The following is a 24,349-nucleotide window of genomic DNA, read 5'->3' as shown; positions in this document are numbered from 1 at the left end:
TGAATGGATATCAAAAAAAGTAAGGAACATGCACTTCGTACATCAATTGCTATTAAAAATAAAATAATATCAAGTATTACTATTTTCTTGTCTGATGAGTATAATCAGGAATGGGAGTTGAGATAAATGAATAAAAAAGATATCGCCAATTTTAGAAAGCAATTTAAGTTAAACAATAATCTTTTAGCCATAAGAGAAATTTTCAATGTATATGTTCAGAAAGAATCTGGTGAGGTTTATCATCATATCAGTCTTCCGTTTCCATTATTAGATAAGGAAGCACAGGACTTATTTTTAACAAACTTTAAAAAGGTTTTAACAGGTGATGTTGATTCGAAATTGTTTGAGCTAAAGTTTCAACGTGATGTAGAAGCTAGCACCCAAACTATCCTTTATGATGGTTTACAGGCACGTTTAACGGAAGATTGGAAAGAATATATGCTTCAAATCGTTGAGAAAATGTTTGCCCATGCTGTTTATGAATTTGATACGGTAGTAACATTTATCCGGGGAGAATATCGAAAGCCAACTCGGAAAGTTGACCTGGATTCTGAAACGGGTGGGGATGATGAAGTTTATTACAGCCCATTTATCCTTTGCAGCCTTAATAGAACCGATCAGCCGAAAAAAGCCTTGCTGTTTGATTATATTGAAAAGGAATTTAAACCGAATAATGCCTCTGACCCAATCATCAATTTAGCCGCGCCATTGTCAGGATTCTTGTTCCCTGCTTTTAATGACAATGCTGCAGATGTGAATCATATCTTATATTATGCAGGCAAAGTGAACCAGCCAGACGAAACATTTATTGATTCGGTTCTCAATTGTGAAGAAATCATAACAGCCGGCGAAGACAAAGACTGCTTTGAACTGATTTTAAATAAAGTAATTGGAAACCAAGTGGATACCAAAATCATTGCCAATGTCTATGAGGAAATTGACAAAATCGTGCAAGAGAGTGTCGAAAACGAAGAAAGTGAAGTCCCGAAGTTAGATTATAAGGACATCGGGCGCATTTTGCAGGTAAGCGGAGTCGAAAATGTGGACACCGATAAAGTGGAACATGCCTTCAAAGCTGTCATATCCGATGAAAAACATGAATTTAAAGCGAGCAGTCTAATTCCAAAGTCGATCAAAATCAATACTAGCGTGGCAAATCTATCCATTAATCCGAAAGACTTGAAAAACGTAAAATATATTATGTATCAAGGAAAACGTTGTTTATTGCTGGAGATTGAGGAAGATGTGATTATCGAAGGGTTTAAATTAGAGTCGGAAACAATGTAATGAATTTTTGGACTGGCCATTTTAAATCGCTATACAAGATAATTTAATCGATAAGAGAAAAATAGGTTTTAGATAGGAGGAAACGCAAATTAATTAAATTAATTTGCGTTTTTTTTAGAAAGTAAAAGAATCCCTATTGAAAATAAGTAAATTAGAATACCAAACCACTTTTAAGAAAATACTATTTAAAAATCTGATGTAGGTGAGTTTACAAATGAAAACGATCAGACCACTAAAAATTGGTTCATATAAGATGAGCCCAAATGAAGAGTTAACTTCAGCAGAAATGGGTAAACTCTGGGCCACATATACAGGAAACAGCATGGCAAACTGCGTTATAAAGTATTATCTTCAGCACGTTGACGATGATGAAATCAAAACTCTATTAGAAAATGCATTGAAATTAACCGAAGAATTTATGAGCATAGCAAAAGAGATATTTGAAAAGGATAATTTCCCAGTTCCTAAAGGTTTTGGCGACGAAGACGTAAATCTTGGTGCGCCACGATTATTTCTGGACCCATTCTACGTTCATTATTTGAAATATGCTTCAAAAGCAGGAATAAGCATTTATAGTGTAGGATTACCTCTTATTTACAGAAAAGATGTAAAAGAGTTCTTTATATATTGTATGGAATCCACATTAGCTTTAATGGAACAAATCAAAGATTTATTAATGAATAAGGGGTTAATTATTAAGCCACCCATTATTCCAGTACCTGATAAAGTCGAATTTGTTCATAAGGATTTTCTTAATGGTTTCTTTGGACATGTTCGTCCTTTACACGCTTTAGAAATTGCCCATTTTTACGATAATATTGAAAATAATGTAACAAGTAAAGCGTTGATTATGGCATTTGCTCAAGTGGCCAAGGATAAAAAAATAAGCGAATTATTTGAAAGAGGTAGAGATCTTACATCCAATAATATTGAAAGTTATATGAAAATGTTACATAACGAAAATCTTCCATCACCAGCTTTTATTGATGATTTAGTTACAACTTCCACATTTTCTCCTTTCTCTGATAAACTCATGTTATTTCATAAGGTGGATATGTTTTCAATGAAAATAAGAGCTTTTGGAAATTCTGTTGCCGTAAATGGAAGGCATGATGTCGGATTGTTGTATTCAAAATCTCTAATGAAGATTTCTGCCTTTGTTGAAGTGGCCGCAAGGATTATGATCGAAAAGGGCTGGATGGAACAGCCACCGAAAGCAGCTGATAGAGATAATTTGGAGTCAAGCTAATGGGCACCAAATAGATTAACTTGCTATTCAATGAACTAATCCGAAGATTTGCTGGTTTAACAAACCTATAATCTTTGGATTTTTCTGCAGAGACCCCTAATAAGTAAGATGAAATTATTAGGGGGAAGTACATTTTTTATTTATCAAAAAAAATTGATTGACAAAACAAACTGTAAAGATTAAATTTACAGTATAGGATAATTATTTTAAATAAACAACATCATCATTATATTTAAACTGTAAAATTAATTATTACATTTTATCATTCATTATTTTTTCATTAAAATATCGTATCAAAATTAAAATAGGAGTGTGAACTGTATGGTGACAGTATATACAACACCAAGCTGTACTTCATGTCGAAAAGCAAAAGCATGGCTTGAAGAACATCAAATTGACTATATTGAAAGAAACATCATAGCTAATCCACTAACAATTGATGAGTTAAAGTCTATACTTCGTTTGACAGAGGATGGTACGGATGAAATTATTTCTACAAACTCGAAAAGGTTTCAGGAGCTAAATGTAGATATAGAAACTCTTTCACTAAAAGAATTCTATACATTAATTATAGAAAACCCTCAAATGCTGCGACGTCCGATCATCCAGGACGAAAAAAGATTTCAGGTTGGGTACCACGATGAAGAGATTCGTCGATTTTTACCGCGCAGGCTTCGTACATTAAACATTGATTGGGAAAAAATGGCCAATTAATTATGTGTATTTTATTTTTCTAGGAGGCTAGCGATGAACAGTGATTTTACACTTGCCATTCATAGTTTAACTTTTCTAGCGCTACAGCCGGATCGGATGTCAACAAGTGATATGATTTCGGAAAGTGCCTGTGTTCATCCTGTACGCATTCGTAAAGTGTTAAGTCTATTAAAAAGGCATGGCTTTATTGAATCAAAAGAGGGTATTGGTGGCGGTTTTCATTTTGCAGTAGATGTAAGCGAAGTAAATCTCTGGGATATTTATAAGCTTACGTCAGAAGGTTCTCTTCAGCCTAAGTGTCCTGAATCAAATGAACAGTGTATTGTAGGAGCAAATATGCAAAGCGTCTTATTTAACATTTTTTTAGGAGCTGAAGAACATTTAGGTTTATATTTAAAGAATTATACACTGAAGGAAGTTGTTGATTTAATTAATCAAGAAAAATAGATAACAAAAGTTGAAATAAGTTTATGCGTTTCTTTAGTTGGTCCTCTCCACACGGAGGAGGCCAGCTTTTTTCATTTAATTGGTAAACGAATCGGTTTTTTAATACTTGCCGATGATTATATAATATACATAGAAGCATAAATTTGAAAAAAATGAAGGAGGTTATGGTATGAGTGATGTAAACAAATTATTTCGAAATCGAATTGGTATTTCAGATAACGAAGTCATTACGTTTGAAAATTTAAGTCTAGTTTTGGAAAAGGTTGCAAAGACGATTCCATTTGAGAATATGTGTATCATAGAAAATAAAACTACGGAAATATCTAAGGCCAATTTAATAAAGAAGTTATTAGTACAAAACGAAGGCGGACTTTGTTATGAACTCAATACCATTCTTTATCAATTTTTAATAGAGAATGGCTTTAACACTAGCCAAATCCGTGGTGCGACCTATGACCAAGTCAATCAGCGCTGGAGTCCAGTAGGAAAAACTCATGTGTTCAATTTGGTCCTTCATCATGGACAACTATCTATTGTTGATACTGGCTTTGGCGGGAATCTACCATTAAAGCCTGTTCCGTTAAATGGGGAAATCATTACCTCGCAAAACGGTGATTTTCGTGTTGTTCATGAAGAGAGTGAACATGGGGATCTTATTTTTTATATGAAGTTAAAGCATAAAGATCAAGAATGGAAAAAAGGATACGCCTTTCAATCCAATACTAGAATAGAGCATGTGTCAGAGATAAATGATGTTCAAAAAATTATCGTTGAACACCCAGCTTCACCTTTTAATAAAAAACCCATTATCACAAGAATTACAGACAAAGGAAACATGACCTTAACAGAGACATCTTTTACCGAGTGGGTAGACGGAAACATCGAGAAAGAAGACATTGATGAGAAGAGATTTAAAATTATAGCAAAAGAAAATTTTGGCCTTTGAAGAATGACTGAGGCATGGGGAGGTCTAATGTATCTTTAAGATAAGTAAGAAATTATTGGATAATAAATGCGTAATTTGGAAAACTATTGGAAATTGATTGTTTTTCTTAAGGTGGTTGTAAATGAACAATTTTTATGCCAATGACAATACGGCCAGACGATATAAAGCCCATGTAAGTGTTTTTGGCACCTCTTACATTCATTTAAGAAACCCGTATATCATTGCATGGTGGTCTGCAGCTTTTCCAGGATTCGGACATTTACTTTTATCTAAATATTTAAGAGGATATGCTTTATTTATTTGGGAAGTGATTGTGAATATAAAAGCTCATGTTAATTTAGCAATGGTTTATTCCTTTCAAGGTAATATTGATATGGCTAAAGAAGTTTTGGACACAAGATGGCTGTTGATGTATATTCCCGTTTACTTATTTAGTATATGGGATAGTTATCGAACTACAGTAGATATGAACAAAATTTATTTAGTAGCTGACCATGAGGATCACGTTTACAACACATTTAGTATTGGTGCAGTAGAAGTAAATTATCTTGATAAAAGAAACCCTGTGATTGCCGTTATATGGTCTCTATTTGTGCCTGGCCTTGGTCAGCTATATGTACAAAGAATTATGACAGCTTTTTTTGTCATCTTTTGGGTGGTCGTTTTCTTTTATTTTTCGCATGCTCAAGAGGCAGTTTCCCTCTTATTTTTAGGTGAAATCCAACAGGCTACGTCTGTCTTAAATCCTGAATGGCTCTTATTTCTCCCATCTCATTATGGTTTTGCTTCATTTGATGCATATATGAGTGCAGTAGAACTTAACAAACTGTACATAGATGAACAAAAAAATTATCTTAAAAAAAATTACCAAGCCACTAGTTTCCTAATACAAAAAGGACAAAAAGTGAAGTGATCAAATTGCAGCTCTTTTCCACTTTTGAAAGTAATATCTTTTTAGAAATGGCTATAACATCAATAGAGAAAAAAGGGATTACAAAAGAAAATATATTTGCTATCCCACTTGATAATAGAACAGATGAACATAGGGTTTTTGATTCCACACATCGATCCGATGGCACATCACTCATTGATATAGGGATGGCACTAGCCACAGCGTTTTCGGTTATTGGTGCTAGTATCGGATTTAAATTGGCTTGGGGTCCCATTTACTGGGGACTAATCAGTGCTTTTTGCGGATTTGTAATAGGATTTGCGATAAGAATTATTAATGAAAAGGTAATAAAAAAGAAAAAACGTCGATTAAAAGGGAATCAGTCAGATATTATTCTTATTATTGAATGTGAAGAAACACAAGCAGAAGCAATTGAAAAGATACTTTGGAATCATTATGCATTAGGTGTAGCTAAAGTAAAGTGAATTTTTTCCCAAAGTAAGCAATTGTTTCATTTGTAGCTATTTTTCAAGCTGAAAAGATACAAGTTTCTATTTTTGAAACTTTATCATTTCAGCTTGTTTTTTAATCTTATTTTCACTCGAGATAAATGTCGTTTTTTGTAAACCAATATTTATTGATTATTCATGTGGATAATTGTAATCTAGTAGGAAAATAGTTCCATTTTTTCACAAAAACATATTCATATGTTAATAGATTCAAAGGGGATCAGTTATTCATGAAAATCATAAGGTTTGGAACAACGATTTTTACAAGTTTGTCTCTCCTTACAGCAGCATTATTCTTTCAACAAGAAAAGGATTTAACTAACGTTTTTGCTTTAGAACAAACATCTGATATTATTCCTACCGAAATAAAAGAGCTTTCTCATTTATCCTATGGCTTTCAAGGTCAAACTAGCATGATTACGAAGGGACAAATACAGACTTTTCCTGATACATACTCTAATCTCCCAGGTGTATTCACCTTCCGCGGAAATCATTTACGCGATTCAGCGGCTTATGGGTTGGTGAACGAGAAACCATCTCAAATCTTAAAACAATGGGAGTTTAAAACTGGTTCTAGTCCAAGATGGGGCGGTGGTGCAGGTTGGACAGGTCAACCTGCGATTGTAAAGTGGGCAAATGACGTAAAAATGACGATGAATATTAACGGTGAATTTAAGAATAAGGAAAACTTTGTAGAGGTTATTTATGCTTCTCTAGATGGGAAGGTTTATTTTTTCGATATTGAATCTGGCAAACAGAGTCGACCTGCAATAGATATAAAGAACCCGATAAAAGGAAGTGTCTCAATTGATCCAAGAGGATATCCCTTATTGTATGTTGGACAAGGAATCCCACAGACGGGGAATAGTCAAATTGGGTTTCGAATCTATAGCTTGATTGACGGCAAGCTTCTCCATTTTGTAAAAGGATTGGATTCATATGCTTATCGAGGATGGGGAGCATTCGATAGTGCTGCCCTAGTCAACCGAAATACAGATACGTTATTTCTTGGTGGAGAAAACGGCCTCTTTTACTCGATGAAATTAAATACAAAATTTGATGCTAAGAAAAAGACGATTTCTGTGAATCCTCAGACTGTTAAATACAGATATAAAATCGGCAATTTTAACCATCAGGGCATTGAAAATTCAGTCGCATCCTATAAAAATATGATGTACTTTACTGATAATGGTGGAACGTTACAAGGGATTGATATAGCTAAAATGAAACCTGTTTGGGCACTAGGAATGACGGACGATTCTGATGCTTCAATCGTTATTGAGCCTCAAAAAGGGATACCATTCCTCTATACAGGAACAGAAGTAGATAAACAAGGCTCAAAAGGGAACAGTATTCTTCGAAAAGTGAATGGACTTACTGGAAAGGTGATGTGGAAAAAAGAAATTCCTGCTTTGACCATATTAGGTGAAAACCCGGTCAACGGGGGGCTTTTGGCCACTCCTATAATAGGAAAGAATGACATCTCAAATCAAATTATATTTACTATTGCGAGATATAAAACAATGTCAGCAGGGCTCATGCTATCTTTAGATAAAGAAACGGGCAAAGAAATTTGGCGAAGGGAGATGTCCAATTATGCCTGGTCTTCACCAGTCGCCGTTTATGATAAAAAAGGAAACTCCTATATCGTCCAATGTGACTCCGTTGGAACTATTTATTTAATTAAAGGAAAAACAGGAGAAATCATCCAAAAGAAAAATTTCTATGGATCTAATATCGAAGCCTCACCAGCCATCTATAACAATACCATTGTCATTGCTAATCGTGGAGGTAGAATTTTTTCGTTGACGATTAAGTAAAAGTTCTGACAACTAAATGAAAGAGTCTCTAAGCATGAGGGACAGGCTGATACAAGTATTTTTTTATTTCAATTTGGATTAAAAGTGGTTACAATAGGGTTTATATGATTTTTAGTAAAGAAGGCGGAAAAAAATGACCGTGGAGACCAACAAGTATCAAGACCAATCATTATTTAGCATCACGTGGCCTCTTTTTATCGAAATATCGCTTCATATGGGTATGGGAATTGTCGCTACTCTAATTTTAAGTGGATATTCTGACAATGCTGTTGCAGGGGTTGGGGTAGCCAATCAAATTATTAATATATTTATTTTAGTCTTTAACGTCTCCGCAATCGGAGCAACCATCCTAATTGGTCAAAATTTAGGGGCCAATCAATTGGAGCGGGCAAGACGCCTGGCAAAATCTGCCTTCGGGGTTAACTTCTGGGTTGGAATTGTGATGACACTTGTTGTTCTTGCATTTGGTGGAGTGTTTTTAAAATTTTACGGACTTAGCGGTGAGGTTTACGACTTTGCTTATACCTTTTTAACCATTACAGGTGTATCACTTTTCCTAGAAGCAATTGCACTAGCTTTAAGTGCAATCCTGCGTAGCTACGGACATACAAGGGAAACAATGATTGTTACGGTAATCATGAATGTCATTAGCATAATCGGTTCGTTTATTGCTATTAAAGGCTGGTTCGGCCTTCCTATAACAGGTGTTACCGGGGTTGCTTATTCCTTTATTGTGGCCCGAATTTTTATCATTATAGCCCTTTTTTACTTTGTTTATAAACAGCTAGCTTTAAAGTTTCATATAAAGGATATGTTTAAAATCAACAAATCAGATGTGAAGGGACTACTTTCCATCGGAATTCCATCTGCTGGTGAAAACATATCCTATCAATTATCACAAGTCGTGATTACAAGCTTTGTCGCTCTTACCGGAGCGGCAGCATTAGCCGCCCGCGTGTATATCTTAAATATATCGATGCTTTGCTTCTTGTTTACAGTCGCCATTGCCCAAGGGACACAGATATTAATTGCCCGATACACAGGGGCAAAACAGTATGACAGAGCGATCAAAAGAGGGCTTAAGACATTAAGAATTGCCTTCCTAGTTTCAGCAGCTGTCTCTCTTGCTGTAGCGCTAATTGGTGAGCCAATCTTAAATGTATTTACAACCGATCCTGCGATTATTGCGATTGCACTTCCAGTTCTATGGGCAATTGTATTTATTGAACCAGGTCGTGCCATGAATATCGTTCTAATGGGTTCGTTAAAATCAGTCGGAGACGTACGATTCCCTGTTATTATCGGAATGATTTGCATGTGGGGAATTGCTGTTGTATTTAGTTACATTTTTGGAGTTACTCTTGGATTAGGACTATTAGGTATTTGGCTGGCACAAGGACTTGATGAATGGGTTCGTGGAGGATTCGCCCTGAGGAGATGGGTATCCAAACCTTGGTTAAATAGAAAAGTTGCGGATCGGCAGGTTAGCTAGAATAGGTGTTTTTGAGAAAAATGGCTAGTCTTATTAGCTCTAAAAATGAAAAGTTCGAAGAAAAATGATTGTATTTTTCTTCGAACTTTTTTCTTATAGTCTCTATTAAAACTTAATGTTGGTATTCTTTTTCTAAAATTTTTTTCATTTTAAAAACTTCTTAATGGAGCATTTCGTCTAAGCTATGGAAAGGAGGGACGTCTTTGTGGAAGAGATTTTGACTGCTGCATTTGAAACAGAGGATAAAGAGGTCCTATTAGATGAACTAATGAAACTGTATGGCCAAGAGGTATTACAGCTTGTGTATTCCTATGTAAAAGATAAAACACTTGCGGAGGATTTGACGCAAGATATATTTGTGAAATGCTACAAGTCACTTGATACCTTTAATGGCAAATCTAAGCTCAAGACATGGTTGTGGAGAATTGCGATGAATCATTGCAAGGATTTTTTAAGAAGCTGGTATAACAAAAACGTTGTGTTTAATGGTGATAAAGAGCATATTAGCAACGCATCAATCAGTAAGGTTGAGGAGGCTGTCCTCCAAAAAGATGAGGATGATCAGCTAATCCATTCGATTATGATGCTTCCGATGAAATATAGGGAAGTCATTTACCTATTTTATTATGAGGAATTGCCAATTAAGGAAATAGCCGACCTAACCGGCACAGGGGAGAATACAGTCAAAACAAGACTTCGACGTGCCAAAGAACTATTGAAAGTAAAATTGGAGGAATCGTAATGGAAGAAAGGTTAAAAAACTTAAAAAAGCTGATGGACCAACGAACTTTTAAGGATGTAACCTTTACGGAAAAGCATCGAACGAACATTTTTGAAAAAATGAATCAAGGAAATGAAAGAGAAGAAGATATCCAACTGGCCGTCATGCAGCTACTCGTTCATGCTAAAACAGGCTATGAATTAACAATCCATTTACGTGGGCGTGGTATCAGAAAATTTGAGAATAATGAAGGTGAGCTATATACCTTATTACATAGTTTGGAGCAATCTGGATGTTTACGCTCCAATTGGGATGCCACTGACGGAAAATTTTATGAGTTAAATGAACGAGGAAAAAAACGATTAAAGAAAGCGGAGAATCAGCAAACAAAGCAACAGGTTGTGTTCAGGGAACTAGTAGAGGGGTGGCATGATTGAAAGATAGTAAAAAACAGCATTTTCTAAAGGAAGTCACCCATCAAATCAAGTCGAAGGAAGCAAAGAACTATGTAGCAAAAGAATTGACTTATCATTTAAAAGAAACAGAGAAAACGTGGATGGAAAAAGGTTGCTCAGAAACCGAGGCGGAAGAAAAAGCAATTGAACAGATGGGAAATCCTACAAAATTAGGAATCTCGATGAACCAGCTTTATCGTCCAAAAGTAGATTGGTGGATCATCATTCTTTTAGGATTATCGCTACTTATGGGCTTTCTGCCGTTATTATCTCTTGAATATAAGGATTACTTCATAGGTCACAAGGCTATTATTGTCGTTATTGGTGCACTTGTAGCGGTAGGCATTATGTTTGTCGATTATCGTAAATGGGAAAAAAGAGGATGGTTTTTTTACGCTGTAGGGGTGATGATTCTACTAGCCATTAGATATCTGCCAAATCGAATCATCAATGGAGTTCCTCATATTGAAGTCGGACCGCTTGCAATTGAAAATCTGATGTCGATCCCTTTCTTTTTATTAGCGTGGGCAAGTTTTTTCAATCATCATCAGGTAAAGGTATGGAAGCTTATTGGATTGTTTATCGTACCAATATTTATGTTTTTGGCACTTCCCAGTATGACTAGCGTTTATATCTATACCCTTATGATTTTCGTGATGCTTTGTTGGAGCAAACTCAATCGTAAAACAATTATGACTATTTTTACTATCGCGATTAGCTCCATCATCATCTTGGGAACCATTTTATGGAACTATTTGCATGAATACCAAAAAGTGAGATTGCTTGCGTTTTTTAATCCAGAAGATTATTCGACTGGAGCAGGCTATATCAATTTAAAGTTAGATGAAATTCTAACCAATTCAAATTGGTTTGGGAACTCTGCTGGAGGAGAATTTATACCAGAAGCCCATACTAGTTTCGTGTTTGTCACCTCCATTTATTATTATGGATGGCTTCTCGGGATTGTTCTTGTACTAATCCTTAGTATGTTTGCAGTCCGAATTATTTTCGTAAGCTTTAGTATAAAGGATTCCTACGGAAAGCTCCTATTAATCGGGACCGTTGCGCTTTATTTAGCACAGCTAGCTACAAATATTGCCATGACTTTAGGACTATTCCCGTTAGTAGGCATCTCCTTACCATTTATGAGCTATGGCCTCATGCCAACGCTATTAAATGCCATATTAATTGGCGTTGTATTGAGTGTTTATCGCCGAAAGGATTTTTTGGTTGTCGCATAACACCATTTACTAAATACTGCCCTTGTGTTTTAAACACAGGGGTCAGTATTTTTTTGTATTCAATGGTTTACTTTTATTTCTATATTTTGATGTCTTATCATCTGTTGCCATGCATGTTAAACTGAATAGACTATTAATAACATAGATAAATAGTTAAATTGATTCCTAGTTAATTAATATAGGAAATTCATATAAATGGTAGGTGTAATGTAAACATGCAGATAATAAGAGCAATGCTTTTGGTTACTTGTCTGCTGTTAGGTTGTTTCCTCTTATATATATTTCTTCCAAATTTCAATCAACCGAAACAAGTGAGTGTTGATAGTCAATCAACACTTCTTAAGGAACAAATTAATTTAGAAGATACCTCAGATGAAGAGGATCAAATAGAAGAAGGTAATCAATTAGCAGCAGATGAGAATCAGAATTTACCCATTACAGAGGAAATTAAGGAAAAGGTTAGAGCAGTTTTAGATGATGTTTTCATTTTTTTCAAAAAGGATCTAAAGATTGTGTCCATTGGTGATTCGCTTACACAAGGTGTGGGAGATGAAACCGAGAGTGGCGGTTACGTTGGGATATTAGATCATACTTTTGAAGACCAAAACCTAAATATCACCATTGAAAACTTTGGAAAAAAAGGAAACCGTACTGATCAATTACTAAAACGATTGGAAAAAAAAGAAGTAAAATCCGCGATCAAAGACGCTAATATCGTCTTAATAACCATAGGCGCCAATGACATCATGAAGGTTGTCCAAAACAATTGGTCTAACCTAAATATGGAGCCTTTCCAAGAAGAAAGAGTAAAATATGTAGAGCGATTATCTTCCATTTTCAATAAAATAATAGAAATAAATCCAAAGGCAGAGATTTATCTAATTGGTTTTTATAATCCATTTGAACGCTACTTTGGTGAAATTGAACAATTAGGAATGATTATGGAAAGTTGGAATGAAGCAGGAATGGTTGTTACAGAAGAATTTGAAAATGTGAATTATATTCCCATAAATGATTTATTTAGTTCTTCCGATGAAAATTTATTAGCTGAAGATCATTTTCATCCCAATACGAAAGGGTATAAGCTTATGGCTAGACGAGTCTTAGATTTTTTAGAAGAATTTAGTGAAGAAAAAGAAATTACAAATGAAACGATAAATTAGTGAATCGATGCTGTGTTAGAAATTTGTTTCCTATCATACATTCTTCTTAAATATTGTTTTTGTTTTTACGGGGAGGAGATGGATGAATGAAATTTGAAATGCAAAAGGCCATTATGTTGTCTGAAAATATCGATGGTTTCATTAAATTTGTCCAACACAATCATGAAAATAAAAACAGTTATCGTTTCAATCCAGATAAACTGTATCAAATCAAACTTTTTATTGATGAGTATAAATTCCAGTTAATAGCAGATGAACTCTGGAGAATCAACCAGTATGATTGGGATGGAAAGTACACGCATATATTGGTGGACTTATTTATTCAAGGAATCAATGTTATTGATGAATACGTAAATAATAACGCCCATGACTTATTTTTACTTAGGGGGAGGCTATTTACATTAAAAAGCCTTAGCTTATCTTTTAGTAGCCCTTTTTAAAATTATTCTTTTTGGAACATGCACATTTTTCTAACTTCATCATATATTAACTTCTGTGTGAGAAATTAGTAGGGAAGGAAGTTAAAACAATGAATAAAGAACAAGTAACCATCGTAAGGGAAATCTCTGACAAAAATGGAGGAGAAGGTATTAAGATCATTGAATGGAATGTATCTGATCCAACCGAAAGCTTATACGCAGTTGTCACTCCAATAAAGATTAAATAAGAGAAATGACTTTATTTTGAAAAACTATCTTTACATAAAGAAGTTTTTTCAACCCCAGCTTACTAGTCTTTACAAATCTTTTTATCAAATAAAAAGCCCAATTCTCTCACAAGAGTTTGGGCTTTCATTTATGGAGATTAATCTACCTATAAATTAGCTAACCAAAATCAAATATGAAAAATTTTATAAAATTGGACAATCTAATTAGTTCGTATTTTATTAAAGCCATACAATATATGGACAAAACATTAACATCCCTTAAAGCGATTACTTAATTTTAGGTAGTCGCTTTTTGTTTCCTTCATCCACCCTTTGTATTACCTCACACAAATTTTTTCAAAGTAAAATATGGTAAAATTAAGAAAAGGGTTCCATGGACGGAGTAGTTTAATGAATCTCAAGTTGAAAACAACAATGTTGAATAGATATAGGGCTTTTTCTTATTCAAGTAAAAGGGAAGTTTAAAGGAGAAATCGTCATGAAAGCGATGGTATACAATAAGTATGGAATGGCGGACGTTATTACTCTCAAAGAGGTAGAAATTCCTACTCCGAAGGAAAATGAAGTATTAGTTAAAATCCATTCTGCATCTGTGAATTCTTGGGACTGGGACCTTCTAAGGGGTAAACCATTTTTAACCCGTTTAGGAGGACTGCTAAAACCAAAATACAAAACACTCGGAGCTGACATAGCAGGGGAAGTTAAAGTAATTGGTAGAGACGTAAAACATCTTCTTCCAGGCGATGAGGTATTCGGGGACATTTCCTGGTATGGCTGGGGTGGATTTGCTGAATATGTATGTGTAAATGAAGATGCATTGTCCTTAAAACCATCTAGTATGACATTTGATCAGGCAGCAGCCATCCCACAAGCTGCCGTCCTCGCTTTGCAAGGCCTTCTCATTAAAGGAGAGCTCCAAAAGGATCAAACCGTATTAATTAACGGGGCCGGTGGAGGCGTGGGTACGTTTGCACTGCAGATTGCCAAATTATATGGTGCTAAAGTAACCTGTGTTGACAGCACAGTTAAGTTGGATATGCTGAAGACGATGGGTGCAGACCATGTCATTGATTATTCTAAAGAAGAGCTCTTAAAAAATGGGAGATGTTATGACCTGATCCTCGATGTAGTCGGAAATCGGTCCATTTTCGATTACAAACGGTTATTAAATCCAGCAGGCGCTTATGTTATGGTCGGCGGCTCGTTGTCATTAATCACTCAAATATTGTTCCTAGGACCTTTGATTTCAAAAATGGAAGGGAAGAGTATGAATATTCTTGTACATAAACCAAACAAGCAAGATCAAAATTTTCTACAAGAGCTTTTTGTAGCCGATAAGATAAGGCCCGTGATTGATAGAACCTATTCATTAAGTCAGGTGGCAGAAGCTTTTAAGTATTTTGGAGAAGGACACGCCAAGGGGAAGGTTCTCATCTGTATGGACCATAAAAAATTGTGAAGGTATTATACCTAACCAAAGGTTGTTGTCACAGTTTTATAGATTTTGCCAAAAAACTATAAATTCAATTGGTTTAGTAAGAAACTTTTCCTTAATTTTAGTAACCAGTGATTTAAAATAAGCGGAGATTTTTCCGTTAAACTTCGGAATAGGGTTAGGTTCGGGGTATATAAGCTGAGGTTTTCCGGTTATGCAAAGAAAAATACCCCATTTTTGCCGTTTTTGAGTAAATAGTCGGAATCCTTCCGTCTATTTACGCTATTTTTAGGTCTATTTCGAAATTAAGGGAAATTTCTCCGCTTATTGATGGTTCACTCTTTATTTAAATTTATTTTTGCCAAAGACTCCAAAATAAATGAAAAAGGCGTGTCAAATCTGTTGTCAGATTGCACGCCTTTTTCATTGTCATTTACAGGATTTGCACCTCAAAACGGAACGGTTTAATATTTTAAAGGTGGGGTATTTTTCATAAAGAATAGCAGAACATTATCTTGTTTTTCTCGGACCTATTTCTAATTTGATCGCTGTTCTATTTTCATTATTGATGACTATATCAGTAAATGAAGGAACAAAAACTAGATTGACTCCAGAGGGAGCAACGTATCCTCTTGCAATTGCAATGGCTTTGATTGCTTGATTTAAGGCAGCTGCTCCAACCGCTTGAATTTCTGTCGTTCCTTGTTCTCTAATAGAGCCCGCAATTGCCCCTGCAACTGAATTCGGATTAGATTTGGACGATACTTTTAATATATTTCCCATAAACATTTTTTCCTCCTGTAATTTAGTTGCAAGAAAGATAACGTTACAAAATGGTCGTATCTTTAACTATATACAAAATTAATACAAACAGAACTAAATTGGTATCGATTCACAAAATCGGAGTTAACATAAGGATTAAGTATGTCGATATTCGAAATGGGGGGATTGGGTGAAGAATCAGTATCAAGTTGAGTTAATATTGGATAGTAAAGCTACTTTAGGTGAAGGCCCTTCTTGGGATAACGAGAAAAGATGGTTATCCTGGATTGATATCGTCGAGCAAAAAGTCCATATTTTTTACCCAGATTCGAAAAGGAACCGAACGATTGTCGTTGATCAAAATGTAGGTGCTGCTGTTCCAAGAAAATCGGGTGGATTTGTGCTGGCATTGAGAGATGGATTTTATTTAATGGATATTATGTCTGAGCAGCTTACACCCATTGCGCATCCTGAAAAACACTTCCCTAATAACCAATTTAACGATGGGAAATGCGATAGTGCAGGTAGGTTTTGGGCTGGAACGATGGAAGGTAACGAAACGGAAGGTGCTGGCAGCTTGTACTGCTTAGATTTAGACCATACTGTTCGAAAAATGGTTGAGAACGTAACCGTTTCAAATGGGATTACCTGGAGTCCAGACAATAAAACGATGTATTATATTGATACTCCAACGCTCCAAATCGTAGCTTTTGATTTTAATCAAGAAACAGGAAGTATTCAAAATAGACGAGTCGTGGTGAACATCCCGCCAAAAACAGGCAATCCAGATGGAATGACATCCGATATGGAAGGTATGCTTTGGGTAGCGCATTGGGGAGGGTACCAAGTAACGAGATGGGATCCAATTACTGGAGAACTACTAAATTCAATTCCAATTCCAGCACCTATCGTGACCTCATGTTCATTTGGAGGAGAGAATATGGATGAATTATATGTTACTACGGCCAGAATCGGACTTTCAGAAGAAGTATTGGAGAAATACCCATTAGCAGGAGGGCTTTTTAGAATTCAAACAGGTGTAAAAGGGGTACCAATGTATTCATTCGGAGGTTAGGTTAGGTAATTTAAGTTAACATAATATTATTATGTTAACTTATACTAGCAATTTATTTATTTTTTCTAATAAAATAACCCTCCAAATAGGTTCATTGTCAAAAATAGCATAGCCTTCAAAAAAGAAAGCAAACTAAAATTATGGGTGCTGATACCGAAATACAATTCGGCACTTTTGAAGGTAGATAAAAATCAAACTTTAGAGGTGGTGAAATAATGGCCAAAAATAAAAATAATCAACAAAAGAAAGATAGAAAGCCTCTTCCAAAAGCGGATGTTGAATTTGGGGGAGAAAATGGACTCGAGGATATTGCTTTAAAAGCTTTAAAAAGTCAAAATAAGTAATATATCCTTTTATAAAAGAGCTTACTCAAAGAGTAAGCTCATCTTCCGACATATACACTATCACATGTCCCTGGACTTGGTTCATAAAAACAATGCTCTTTAAATTGTCCCGTAAAAGGCTGATCGTACCATGTTGGAGGGCATTCACCAGATGGATTAAAGTACCAAAGGGAAAATTTTGCAGGGTGTTGTCTCCAATAATCCAAATTCTGTTTTGCTAATCTTCTTTCGGCTTCTCTCGCTCTTTGATAAAATACATTACCTTTTTGAACAGCTTCAAAGGAGTAGTTTCCTCCTTGTACTTGATAAATTACTTGGTTTATGGTTCTTAAATTTTTAAAGTCAGTACAATTGGCTATAAGACGGTTAACAATTACATTTCCAACATATAACATTCCTTGTTTCCCTTCGCCTTCAGCCTCTGCTCTCATCATCCTTGCCATTAAGTCCACATCTGCATTTCGGTAAGCTACTCTAGGCATTTTACCACCTCCAATACATCATATGAAAAAAAGCCTACATTGATGTAGACTTTTTTTCATAGCCATAATCCTAACAAGGAGCCTTAAAAAGGGAATATGGTACTTTCCATAAATTGATTATGACGGTATAATGGAAACAATTATATTCGAAGGGATGATGGGTGGCCAATGATAAACTAATCTTATTTCAAACATTTGAAAAATTTTTTCAAATTATAGAATAGGATTAGTCTGCCCATTTTCCATATATTCGTTAAAAGCTATACAATAATAGCTTATTTGCGTTATGAAAATTGCAACTAATCCTTCCAAATTTATTTGGGAGGATTTTTTTCTCCCTTGAAAAAGAAAGGGTGATACGATGAAAGAAATCGTAAAACTGAATCATATAAGTCTAGAATTAACCGACCGTTTTCTATTTAAAGATATTAATGCGACGATTGGGCGTGGAGAAGTGATTGGCCTTATTGGCCGTAATGGCTGCGGAAAATCAACACTATTACAAATTTTATTAGGGAATGTAACACCTACTGACGGTGAACTGGAATGGGGAAACCGCAAAACAGAAGTCTTCTTAGTTGAGCAGGAGAAACAGGACTACGCTTCTCAGGAAATTACCGAATTAGAGGCTACCTTAATGTCCAAATGGCATGTTCCTGATGTGCCGTATGAAAAGTTAAGTGGCGGGGAGAAACTTAAAATACGTCTTGCAAAAGGTTTCGCTTTAGCACCAGCATTACTATTATTAGATGAGCCCACTAATCATCTAGACATTGATAGTACGAACCTATTAGTAAATCAAATCAAAAAATATAAAGGTACAATCATTGTCGTTTCCCATGACAGACATTTTTTGGATATGGTAGCAACAAAAATTTGGTCGATTGAAAACACGAAATTAATTGAACAATTAGGAAACTATTCACATTATATAAAAATTCGAGAACAGAGAAAATTAACTCAGGCAAGAGAATACGAAAAACAACAGAAAAAAATCGAACTCGTAGAAAATCAAATAAATGAACTGTCTTCATGGTCACAAAAAGCACATGCACAATCAACAAAACAAGAAGGAGTAAAGGAATTTTACCGTGTAAAAGCTAAACGAATGGATTCACAAATCAAATCAAAGCGTAAACGCCTTGAGAAGGAATTAGAGAAGAGGAAGGTTGAACGTGTCGAGGACGATCACCTAGTTCGATTTTCGTTAGAAGCAAACACGAAGGTTGGTAAACGCTTTTTGGAAGTGAAAAATTTAAAAAAGAACTTTGGTGACCGTTTACTGTTTGAACAGTCGAATTTTACGATTCAGCATGGGGAAAAAGTTGCACTTATTGGCCCAAATGGTTGTGGTAAAACGACTTTTTTAAATATAGTAATGGGTAAGGAGCTTGCTGAAGGGGAGGTCTGGATTTCTCCCACTGCAAACATTGGTTATTTAACTCAGCAAGTATTTGACTTACCACTAGATCAGACACCTGAACAATTATTTAGACGTGACACCTTTTACGAACGGGGTATGGTTCAAAATTTAATGAAGCATTTAGGCTTTACAGCTAGTCAATGGTCAGAGCCGATTGAGCAGATGAGTATGGGAGAACGAGTAAAGTGTAAGCTTATGCTTTATATTCTAGAAGAGAGAGAGGTTCTCATTTTAGATGAACCAACAAACCATTTAGATTTGCCTTCAAGAGAACAATTAGAAAAAACATTAGCCGAGTATACCGGCACGTTGATCGTTGTTTCACATGATCAATATTTTTTAAGTAAAACAACTTCTGTTCCATTAATATTTGAAAATTACCGTATTCAAAAAAAATTACAGCAATCAATGGAAAAAATGGTTGATTCACTTGCAGAACAGCGCTTAAAGCTTGAAACAGAGCGACAGGAAGTGTTGGGGAAATTGAGCTTTTCAACACCACAAAGTCAAGAGTATATTGAACTCGACCTTAGGTTTAATGAACTTACGGAAATGATTAAGAGCTTTGGAATCTAATAATTCATTAACGTAAATTAGTGCAATAGTAAAAATAAAAATAGTCAACCATCAAAAAATGGAGGTTGACTGTTTTTATTTTCTTCCAATCAGTAATTATTAGTTTTAAGAAGAAAGAAAACGGTTCTTCAAATTCTTTAATAACTGCTATAATCATATTGAAAATAGTAGTTAAAAATAGATAAAGAGGGTATAGGATCATGTATGAATTAAAGACTAAAGAAACAGACAGTAGTGTGATTGAGTTTATTGAAAATGTGGATAGTGTTAAAAAACGAGAAGATGCTTATCAATTACTAGACATTTTTACTGAAACAACTGGTTTTGAAGCGAAGATGTGGGGTCCCAGTATTATTGGATTTGGTTCCTATCATTATAAATACGATTCAGGTCACGAAGGGGATGCACCTTTGGTAGGATTTTCACCACGTAAAGCGAAAATTAGTTTATATTTTGCGCCAGGTGAAACGAAGCGAGAAGAGCTACTTAAATTTTTCGGAAAACATACTACAGGAAAAGCTTGTGTATACATAAATAAAGTTACTGATATTGATACAGAAGTATTAAAAGAATTAATCCATCAATCGGTGAAGTTTTTACAAGAAATGTATCCAACACAGTAGGATTAGAACTTTTTTAAAAATATGGTTTGAAATTACTTTTCCATCGTAAACTAAAGTGAAATCCTTTCGAAAGGAGAAAACCGATCATATGAAACCTGGAAAGATACAGCTCCCTCTCCAAACGATGAGCCTCGTGTTTGGGTTTGCGGTTTGGGTTCTTATTTCTTCATTAATGCCGTTCATAAAAAAAGATATTCCACTTAGTGATAATGAGGTAGCTATAGTTACTGCAGTTCCCGTTATTTTAGGCTCTTTAATGAGAATCCCTTTAGGTTATTGGGCTAATCGTTTTGGAGCTAGATGGACGTTTTCCATTAGTTTTCTCATCTTAATTTTTCCAGTCCTTTATATTAGCATTGCTGATTCGCTTACCGATTTAATTGTTGGTGGATTATTGCTAGGTATGGGAGGTGCCGTATTCTCCATCGGTGTAACATCTTTACCTAAATATTATCCGAAAGAGAAACATGGTTTGGTAAATGGTATTTATGGTGCAGGGAATATTGGAACCGCTGTTACTGCGTTTTCAGCCCCAGTTCTAGCCAACCAGCTTGGTTGGACAAATACGGTTCGCCTATTTTTAATTCCAGTCATATTATTTGCCTTATTAAATTTATTCTTAGGTGATCGGAAAGAAGCTAAGGTCAATAAGCCGTTAATCGGTCAAATAAAAAGTGTTTACCATAATGAGAAGCTTTGGTTTCTTAGCTTATTTTATTTTGTAACATTTGGATCATTTGTAGCCTTTACGGTCTATTTGCCGAATTTCTTGGTTACTAATTTCGGGTTAACATCTGTTGATGCTGGAATACGAACAGCTGGTTTTATTACAGTCGCAACCATTATGCGTCCAATTGGAGGATGGTTAGGGGATAGATTTAATCCATTTATCATTCTAGGGATTGTTTTTAACATCTTGACTTTTTCGGGAGTCATTTTATCTTTTTCACCAAACCTGACCTTATACACGATAGGTTGTTTATCGGTGGCCCTCTGTGCAGGAACAGGAAATGGAACAATTTTTAAATTAGTGCCTTATTATTTTTCTAAACAAGCCGGTATTGTTAATGGAATCGTATCGGCAATGGGAGGACTAGGTGGTTTCTTTCCACCCATTGTTTTATCCATCGTATTCAAAATCACTGGACATTACGCGATTGGATTTATGTCACTAGCTATGTTTTCCTTGGCGAGCTTTGTGATCATTGTCTGGATGTATCATCTTGAAAAAGTTAGTTTAGAAACAAAGATTATGGAGAACATCGGCCAGAGTATGATGATTACCAATTCAAAAGGAAAAATTGAAAAGGTAAATCATGCCTTTACAAACGTTACAGGCTATTCAACTGAAGAAGTTATTGGAAAAAGTCCTAATATCCTACAATCAGGTAAACATAAGCAAGGCTTTTATCAAGAAATGTGGGCGGAGTTGGCAAGGAAAGGTTATTGGCAGGGCGAAATATGGAATAAACGAAAAAATGGTGAGATATATTTAGAATGGTTGACCATTAGTGAAGTGAAAAATGATGCAGGAGAAGTGAAGTATTATCTTGGATTGTTTAGTGATATGACAAAGCAAAAAGTAAATAAAATGGCCCCCTTATGATGAACTCCATAGGGGGCCATTTGTCTTTTATGATTCTCTCATCCATTTCTCGAAATCCACACGACCCGAAAAGAAGGTAGCACCATTTCCCATATCTGCAACACGGTCAGGAGTGAGAGTATTAACTAATTGTTTTTTGCCAACTACATCAGCCCAAAGCCCTTGGGAAACCGTGACTCCAGGCAGGACATTTCCACCAACAGAAGCTTTTAAGATACATTCTCCACGATTGTTCCAAACACGCACTTGATCTCCGTCTTCAATCCCTTTCAACACTGCATCAGCATAATTCATGTACAAGCGTGGTTCTTTTTAAAGTGATACATGACTTTCATTATTTGAAAACGTTGAGTTAAGAAAGTTATGGTTCGGTCCAGGCACAAATAGAAAAGGGAAGTCCCCATCATTTTTGATCGGCATATAAGTTGGAAGGGGTGGATATCCATCTTTCTCCATGAGCTTAGAATAAAGTTCAATTTTTCCAGTAGGCGTTGGTAAGTTACCCGTAAATACTGGCTTGATATTCGCTTTTACATATTTGTTTTCAACTAGTTTTTCATAATCAATGCCTAACAAGTGGGGATTAGTTTTGTTATCCAAAGCTTGAGTGATCATTTCAGTTTCTGTCTCAAATAAACTAGGGTCCACAAAGCCCATTTCTTTGCTTAATAATTGAAAAACCTCTACGTTTGATTTAGACTCACCATAATTTTCTATAACCGGTTCTTGAATTTGGATATAGTGATGCCAGTAAGATGTGTAGAAATCTGTATTCTCAAACGATGAAGTAGCCGGAAGGATAATGTCGGCATATTTTGCTGTTTCCGTTAAAAATAAATCATGGATGACGATAAAGAGATCCTCTCGTTCTAATCCTTTTTTTACTTTATTTGCATCTGGAGCAACAACCGCTGGATTTGTTCCGTATACATATAAGGACTTTACAGGAGGATTCAACTCCAATAAGGCTTGGCCAAGTAAATTCATATTAATAATACGAGTGTCTTTTTTTTGTAAAAGTTCTGGCCGTTGGAGTTTTTCCGCATTATGAGCTAAATAACCTCCATTTCCTTTAATAGCACCTCCGCCTTTTACCATCCATTGACCCGTTAAAGCAGGAAGACAAGCAATGGTTCTAATACACATACCGCCATTATCATGATGCTGTGGACCATTACCAATCCGTATAAAAGCAGGAGAGGTTGATCCATACATACGGGCTAATTTGAATATATCTTCTGTTGGAATACCTGTTATAGCAGAAACGGTTTGTGGATCATAAGAAACGACGTGCTTTTTTAGTTCTTCGTGACCAACCGTATATTGCTCTAAAAACTCATTATCTACTAAATTTTCAGCAAATAGAATATGCATAATTCCTAGCGCTAGAGCGGCATCAGTCCCTGGTAAAATCGGGATAAACCAATCGGCAAATTGACCTGTTTGATTTTTATGGACATCTATGACGATAATTTTCGCACCATTTTTGCGAGCCTTTTGGGCAAGGGCAATTTGGTGCATATTCGTACTTACGGCATTGATCCCCCAGAGGATGATTAATTTGGAATGAATAGTATCCTCTGGATCGGTTCCAAAGCTTCCACCCATTGTATACCGATAACCTTGAGATCCAGCAGCTGAACATATTGAACGATCCAACTGTGAAGCTCCTAGCCTATGAAAAAATCGGCGGTCCATTCCTTCAGCACTTAGATTTCCCATATTGCCATAGAAGCTGTAGGGGAGAATACTTTCTGGTCCAGAAGTATTTATTACTTCTTTCCATTTCGTTGTAATGGTCTGAATGGCTTCGTTCCAGCTTATCCGTTCAAATTTCCCTTCGCCTTTAAGACCAATTCGTTTTAACGGAAACTGTAAACGCTTAGCATCATAAATCCGTTCTGTCATGTGACGAACCTTGTTACATATATTTCCCTTGGTAACGGGATGATTGGGATCTCCTTGTATTTTAACGATTTTTCCATCTTGTTTATGTAAAAGTAAACCGCATTGATCAGGACAATCTAATGGACACACAGATGGAAATATTCCAGATGATTGTGTAAGAAATGAGTGCATATGCGAGACCCCTTTCGTATTTATTAAACTATTATAATACTTTTTGGTGTATTTTGAATCTTTACTATTACAAAGTTTTTCTGCAATAAGCTAGGAAGGACAATACAGCTTCAATCTAAAGGTGTATTGTCCTTCATCCCGGCTATGAAGGACATTTCAGATTCAAATTGAGGGGGAACCGTCCTTCATCCCACCTTTGAAGGACATTACAGATTCAATCTGAGGGGGAACCGTCCTTCATCCCACCTTTGAAGGACATTACAGATTCAATCTGAGGGAGAACTGTCCTTCATCCCACCTTTGAAGGACATTACAGATTCAATCTGAGGGAGAACTGTCCT

The 24,349-nt window shown here is 35.6% G+C and carries 23 protein-coding genes and 1 pseudogene; 21 read left to right on the top strand and 3 right to left on the bottom strand.

The annotated features are described in order from the left end of the window. Window positions 1-126: 126 nt before the first annotated feature. The 16 genes from LRP83_RS19585 to LRP83_RS19510 all read left to right on the top strand — a co-directional run bounded on the left by LRP83_RS19585 (window position 127) and on the right by LRP83_RS19510 (window position 15,062). Entirely contained in the window at window positions 127-1,287 is a 1,161-nt protein-coding gene (locus LRP83_RS19585; RefSeq protein ID WP_230498402.1) for a DUF4317 domain-containing protein, read from the top strand. Window positions 1,288-1,501: 214 nt separating this feature from the next. Beyond that, window positions 1,502-2,536, top strand: a complete 1,035-nt coding sequence (locus LRP83_RS19580) for a DUF3231 family protein (RefSeq protein ID WP_230498401.1) — start codon at window positions 1,502-1,504, stop codon at window positions 2,534-2,536. Window positions 2,537-2,857: 321 nt separating this feature from the next. Beyond that, window positions 2,858-3,250: a transcriptional regulator SpxA gene (gene spxA, locus LRP83_RS19575; protein WP_230498400.1), complete on the top strand. Its 393-nt coding sequence runs from the start codon at window positions 2,858-2,860 to the stop codon at window positions 3,248-3,250. Window positions 3,251-3,283: 33 nt separating this feature from the next. After that, window positions 3,284-3,697 carry an RrF2 family transcriptional regulator gene (locus LRP83_RS19570; RefSeq protein WP_230498399.1) on the top strand — a complete coding sequence of 138 codons (414 nt, stop codon included), beginning with the start codon at window positions 3,284-3,286 and terminating at the stop codon, window positions 3,695-3,697. Between the two features lie 169 nt (window positions 3,698-3,866). After that, window positions 3,867-4,643, top strand: coding sequence for an arylamine N-acetyltransferase family protein (locus LRP83_RS19565; RefSeq protein WP_230498398.1), 777 nt, complete (start codon window positions 3,867-3,869; stop codon window positions 4,641-4,643). A 121-nt stretch (window positions 4,644-4,764) separates the two neighbouring features. Beyond that, window positions 4,765-5,556 (top strand): hypothetical protein, encoded by a 792-nt coding sequence (locus LRP83_RS19560; protein ID WP_230498397.1) that lies wholly within the window; start codon window positions 4,765-4,767, stop codon window positions 5,554-5,556. A 5-nt stretch (window positions 5,557-5,561) separates the two neighbouring features. Further along, window positions 5,562-6,020: a hypothetical protein gene (locus tag LRP83_RS19555; protein ID WP_230498415.1), complete on the top strand. Its 459-nt coding sequence runs from the start codon at window positions 5,562-5,564 to the stop codon at window positions 6,018-6,020. A gap of 254 nt (window positions 6,021-6,274) precedes the next feature. After that, complete coding sequence (locus LRP83_RS19550) at window positions 6,275-7,864, top strand: PQQ-like beta-propeller repeat protein (protein WP_230498396.1); 1,590 nt, start codon at window positions 6,275-6,277, stop codon at window positions 7,862-7,864. A gap of 133 nt (window positions 7,865-7,997) precedes the next feature. Further along, entirely contained in the window at window positions 7,998-9,356 is a 1,359-nt protein-coding gene (locus LRP83_RS19545) for an MATE family efflux transporter (RefSeq protein WP_230498394.1), read from the top strand. Between the two features lie 205 nt (window positions 9,357-9,561). Further along, on the top strand, window positions 9,562-10,098 hold the full coding sequence (locus LRP83_RS19540; RefSeq protein WP_230498392.1) for a sigma-70 family RNA polymerase sigma factor: 537 nt from the start codon (window positions 9,562-9,564) through the stop codon (window positions 10,096-10,098). Further along, complete coding sequence (locus LRP83_RS19535; RefSeq protein WP_230498391.1) at window positions 10,098-10,514, top strand: PadR family transcriptional regulator; 417 nt, start codon at window positions 10,098-10,100, stop codon at window positions 10,512-10,514. The genes LRP83_RS19540 and LRP83_RS19535 overlap by 1 nt, the downstream gene beginning before the upstream one ends. Beyond that, a complete protein-coding gene (locus LRP83_RS19530) occupies window positions 10,511-11,773 on the top strand; it encodes an FtsW/RodA/SpoVE family cell cycle protein (RefSeq protein WP_230498390.1) in 1,263 nt (420 codons plus the stop codon). The genes LRP83_RS19535 and LRP83_RS19530 overlap by 4 nt, the downstream gene beginning before the upstream one ends. Before the next feature lie 215 nt (window positions 11,774-11,988). Continuing rightward, on the top strand, window positions 11,989-12,936 hold the full coding sequence (locus LRP83_RS19525; RefSeq protein WP_230498389.1) for an SGNH/GDSL hydrolase family protein: 948 nt from the start codon (window positions 11,989-11,991) through the stop codon (window positions 12,934-12,936). 86 nt (window positions 12,937-13,022) lie between these two features. Then, window positions 13,023-13,376 (top strand): hypothetical protein, encoded by a 354-nt coding sequence (locus LRP83_RS19520; protein ID WP_230498387.1) that lies wholly within the window; start codon window positions 13,023-13,025, stop codon window positions 13,374-13,376. A gap of 89 nt (window positions 13,377-13,465) precedes the next feature. After that, the gene (locus LRP83_RS19515; RefSeq protein WP_230498386.1) at window positions 13,466-13,603 is read left to right on the top strand and encodes a hypothetical protein; all 138 of its coding nucleotides are present in this window, start codon (window positions 13,466-13,468) and stop codon (window positions 13,601-13,603) included. A gap of 478 nt (window positions 13,604-14,081) precedes the next feature. Then, window positions 14,082-15,062 (top strand): NAD(P)-dependent alcohol dehydrogenase, encoded by a 981-nt coding sequence (locus LRP83_RS19510; protein WP_230498384.1) that lies wholly within the window; start codon window positions 14,082-14,084, stop codon window positions 15,060-15,062. A 486-nt stretch (window positions 15,063-15,548) separates the two neighbouring features. Here the strand turns inward: LRP83_RS19510 and LRP83_RS19505 are convergent, their stop codons facing one another. Continuing rightward, window positions 15,549-15,821: a stage V sporulation protein S gene (locus tag LRP83_RS19505; RefSeq protein ID WP_230498383.1), complete on the bottom strand. Its 273-nt coding sequence runs from the start codon at window positions 15,819-15,821 to the stop codon at window positions 15,549-15,551. Between the two features lie 169 nt (window positions 15,822-15,990). On the opposite strand from LRP83_RS19505, the gene LRP83_RS19500 reads away from it, so the two are divergent. Both LRP83_RS19500 and LRP83_RS23245 read left to right on the top strand, forming a co-directional pair. Then, window positions 15,991-16,875 (top strand): SMP-30/gluconolactonase/LRE family protein, encoded by an 885-nt coding sequence (locus tag LRP83_RS19500; RefSeq protein WP_230498382.1) that lies wholly within the window; start codon window positions 15,991-15,993, stop codon window positions 16,873-16,875. A gap of 215 nt (window positions 16,876-17,090) precedes the next feature. After that, window positions 17,091-17,219 (top strand): hypothetical protein, encoded by a 129-nt coding sequence (locus tag LRP83_RS23245; protein ID WP_290369589.1) that lies wholly within the window; start codon window positions 17,091-17,093, stop codon window positions 17,217-17,219. A gap of 38 nt (window positions 17,220-17,257) precedes the next feature. Here the strand turns inward: LRP83_RS23245 and LRP83_RS19495 are convergent, their stop codons facing one another. Next, on the bottom strand, window positions 17,258-17,701 hold the full coding sequence (locus tag LRP83_RS19495; protein WP_230498381.1) for a cell wall hydrolase: 444 nt from the start codon (window positions 17,699-17,701) through the stop codon (window positions 17,258-17,260). Between the two features lie 361 nt (window positions 17,702-18,062). Here LRP83_RS19495 and abc-f point away from each other — a divergent pair, with 361 nt between their 5' ends. The 3 genes from abc-f (at window position 18,063) to LRP83_RS19480 (ending at window position 21,929) form a co-directional block, all read left to right on the top strand. Beyond that, a complete protein-coding gene (abc-f, locus tag LRP83_RS19490; protein WP_230498380.1) occupies window positions 18,063-19,700 on the top strand; it encodes a ribosomal protection-like ABC-F family protein in 1,638 nt (545 codons plus the stop codon). 200 nt (window positions 19,701-19,900) lie between these two features. Then, window positions 19,901-20,323 (top strand): DUF1801 domain-containing protein, encoded by a 423-nt coding sequence (locus LRP83_RS19485; protein ID WP_230498379.1) that lies wholly within the window; start codon window positions 19,901-19,903, stop codon window positions 20,321-20,323. A gap of 88 nt (window positions 20,324-20,411) precedes the next feature. Beyond that, window positions 20,412-21,929: a nitrate/nitrite transporter gene (locus tag LRP83_RS19480; RefSeq protein WP_230498378.1), complete on the top strand. Its 1,518-nt coding sequence runs from the start codon at window positions 20,412-20,414 to the stop codon at window positions 21,927-21,929. A gap of 27 nt (window positions 21,930-21,956) precedes the next feature. Here the strand turns inward: LRP83_RS19480 and LRP83_RS19475 are convergent. Next, a pseudogene (locus LRP83_RS19475) lies at window positions 21,957-24,008 on the bottom strand (molybdopterin oxidoreductase family protein). Window positions 24,009-24,349 lie beyond the last annotated feature (341 nt).

It is taken from the genome of Pseudoneobacillus rhizosphaerae (assembly GCF_917563885.1).
Taxonomy (GTDB): Bacteria; Bacillota; Bacilli; order Bacillales; family Cytobacillaceae; genus Pseudoneobacillus; species Pseudoneobacillus rhizosphaerae.
The sequence above is the reverse complement of the archived record's forward strand: the minus strand, read 5'-3'. Positions and strand labels throughout refer to the sequence as shown.

Bases quoted from the DNA above. Each gene is read 5' to 3' on its own strand.
- LRP83_RS19520 (WP_230498387.1), top strand. From the start codon at position 13,023: ATGAAATTTGAAATGCAAAAGGCCATTATGTTGTCTGAAAATATCGAT.
- LRP83_RS19515 (WP_230498386.1), top strand. From the start codon at position 13,466: ATGAATAAAGAACAAGTAACCATCGTAAGGGAAATCTCTGACAAAAAT.
- LRP83_RS19525 (WP_230498389.1), top strand. From the start codon at position 11,989: ATGCAGATAATAAGAGCAATGCTTTTGGTTACTTGTCTGCTGTTAGGT.
- LRP83_RS19585 (WP_230498402.1), top strand. From the start codon at position 127: ATGAATAAAAAAGATATCGCCAATTTTAGAAAGCAATTTAAGTTAAAC.
- LRP83_RS19480 (WP_230498378.1), top strand. From the start codon at position 20,412: ATGAAACCTGGAAAGATACAGCTCCCTCTCCAAACGATGAGCCTCGTG.
- LRP83_RS19550 (WP_230498396.1), top strand. From the start codon at position 6,275: ATGAAAATCATAAGGTTTGGAACAACGATTTTTACAAGTTTGTCTCTC.
- LRP83_RS19485 (WP_230498379.1), top strand. From the start codon at position 19,901: ATGTATGAATTAAAGACTAAAGAAACAGACAGTAGTGTGATTGAGTTT.
- LRP83_RS19535 (WP_230498391.1), top strand. From the start codon at position 10,098: ATGGAAGAAAGGTTAAAAAACTTAAAAAAGCTGATGGACCAACGAACT.
- abc-f (WP_230498380.1), top strand. From the start codon at position 18,063: ATGAAAGAAATCGTAAAACTGAATCATATAAGTCTAGAATTAACCGAC.
- LRP83_RS19560 (WP_230498397.1), top strand. From the start codon at position 4,765: ATGAACAATTTTTATGCCAATGACAATACGGCCAGACGATATAAAGCC.
- spxA (WP_230498400.1), top strand. From the start codon at position 2,858: ATGGTGACAGTATATACAACACCAAGCTGTACTTCATGTCGAAAAGCA.
- LRP83_RS19545 (WP_230498394.1), top strand. From the start codon at position 7,998: ATGACCGTGGAGACCAACAAGTATCAAGACCAATCATTATTTAGCATC.
- LRP83_RS19495 (WP_230498381.1), bottom strand. From the start codon at position 17,701: ATGCCTAGAGTAGCTTACCGAAATGCAGATGTGGACTTAATGGCAAGG.
- LRP83_RS19505 (WP_230498383.1), bottom strand. From the start codon at position 15,821: ATGGGAAATATATTAAAAGTATCGTCCAAATCTAATCCGAATTCAGTT.
- LRP83_RS19565 (WP_230498398.1), top strand. From the start codon at position 3,867: ATGAGTGATGTAAACAAATTATTTCGAAATCGAATTGGTATTTCAGAT.
- LRP83_RS19570 (WP_230498399.1), top strand. From the start codon at position 3,284: ATGAACAGTGATTTTACACTTGCCATTCATAGTTTAACTTTTCTAGCG.
- LRP83_RS23245 (WP_290369589.1), top strand. From the start codon at position 17,091: ATGGCCAAAAATAAAAATAATCAACAAAAGAAAGATAGAAAGCCTCTT.
- LRP83_RS19510 (WP_230498384.1), top strand. From the start codon at position 14,082: ATGAAAGCGATGGTATACAATAAGTATGGAATGGCGGACGTTATTACT.
- LRP83_RS19580 (WP_230498401.1), top strand. From the start codon at position 1,502: ATGAAAACGATCAGACCACTAAAAATTGGTTCATATAAGATGAGCCCA.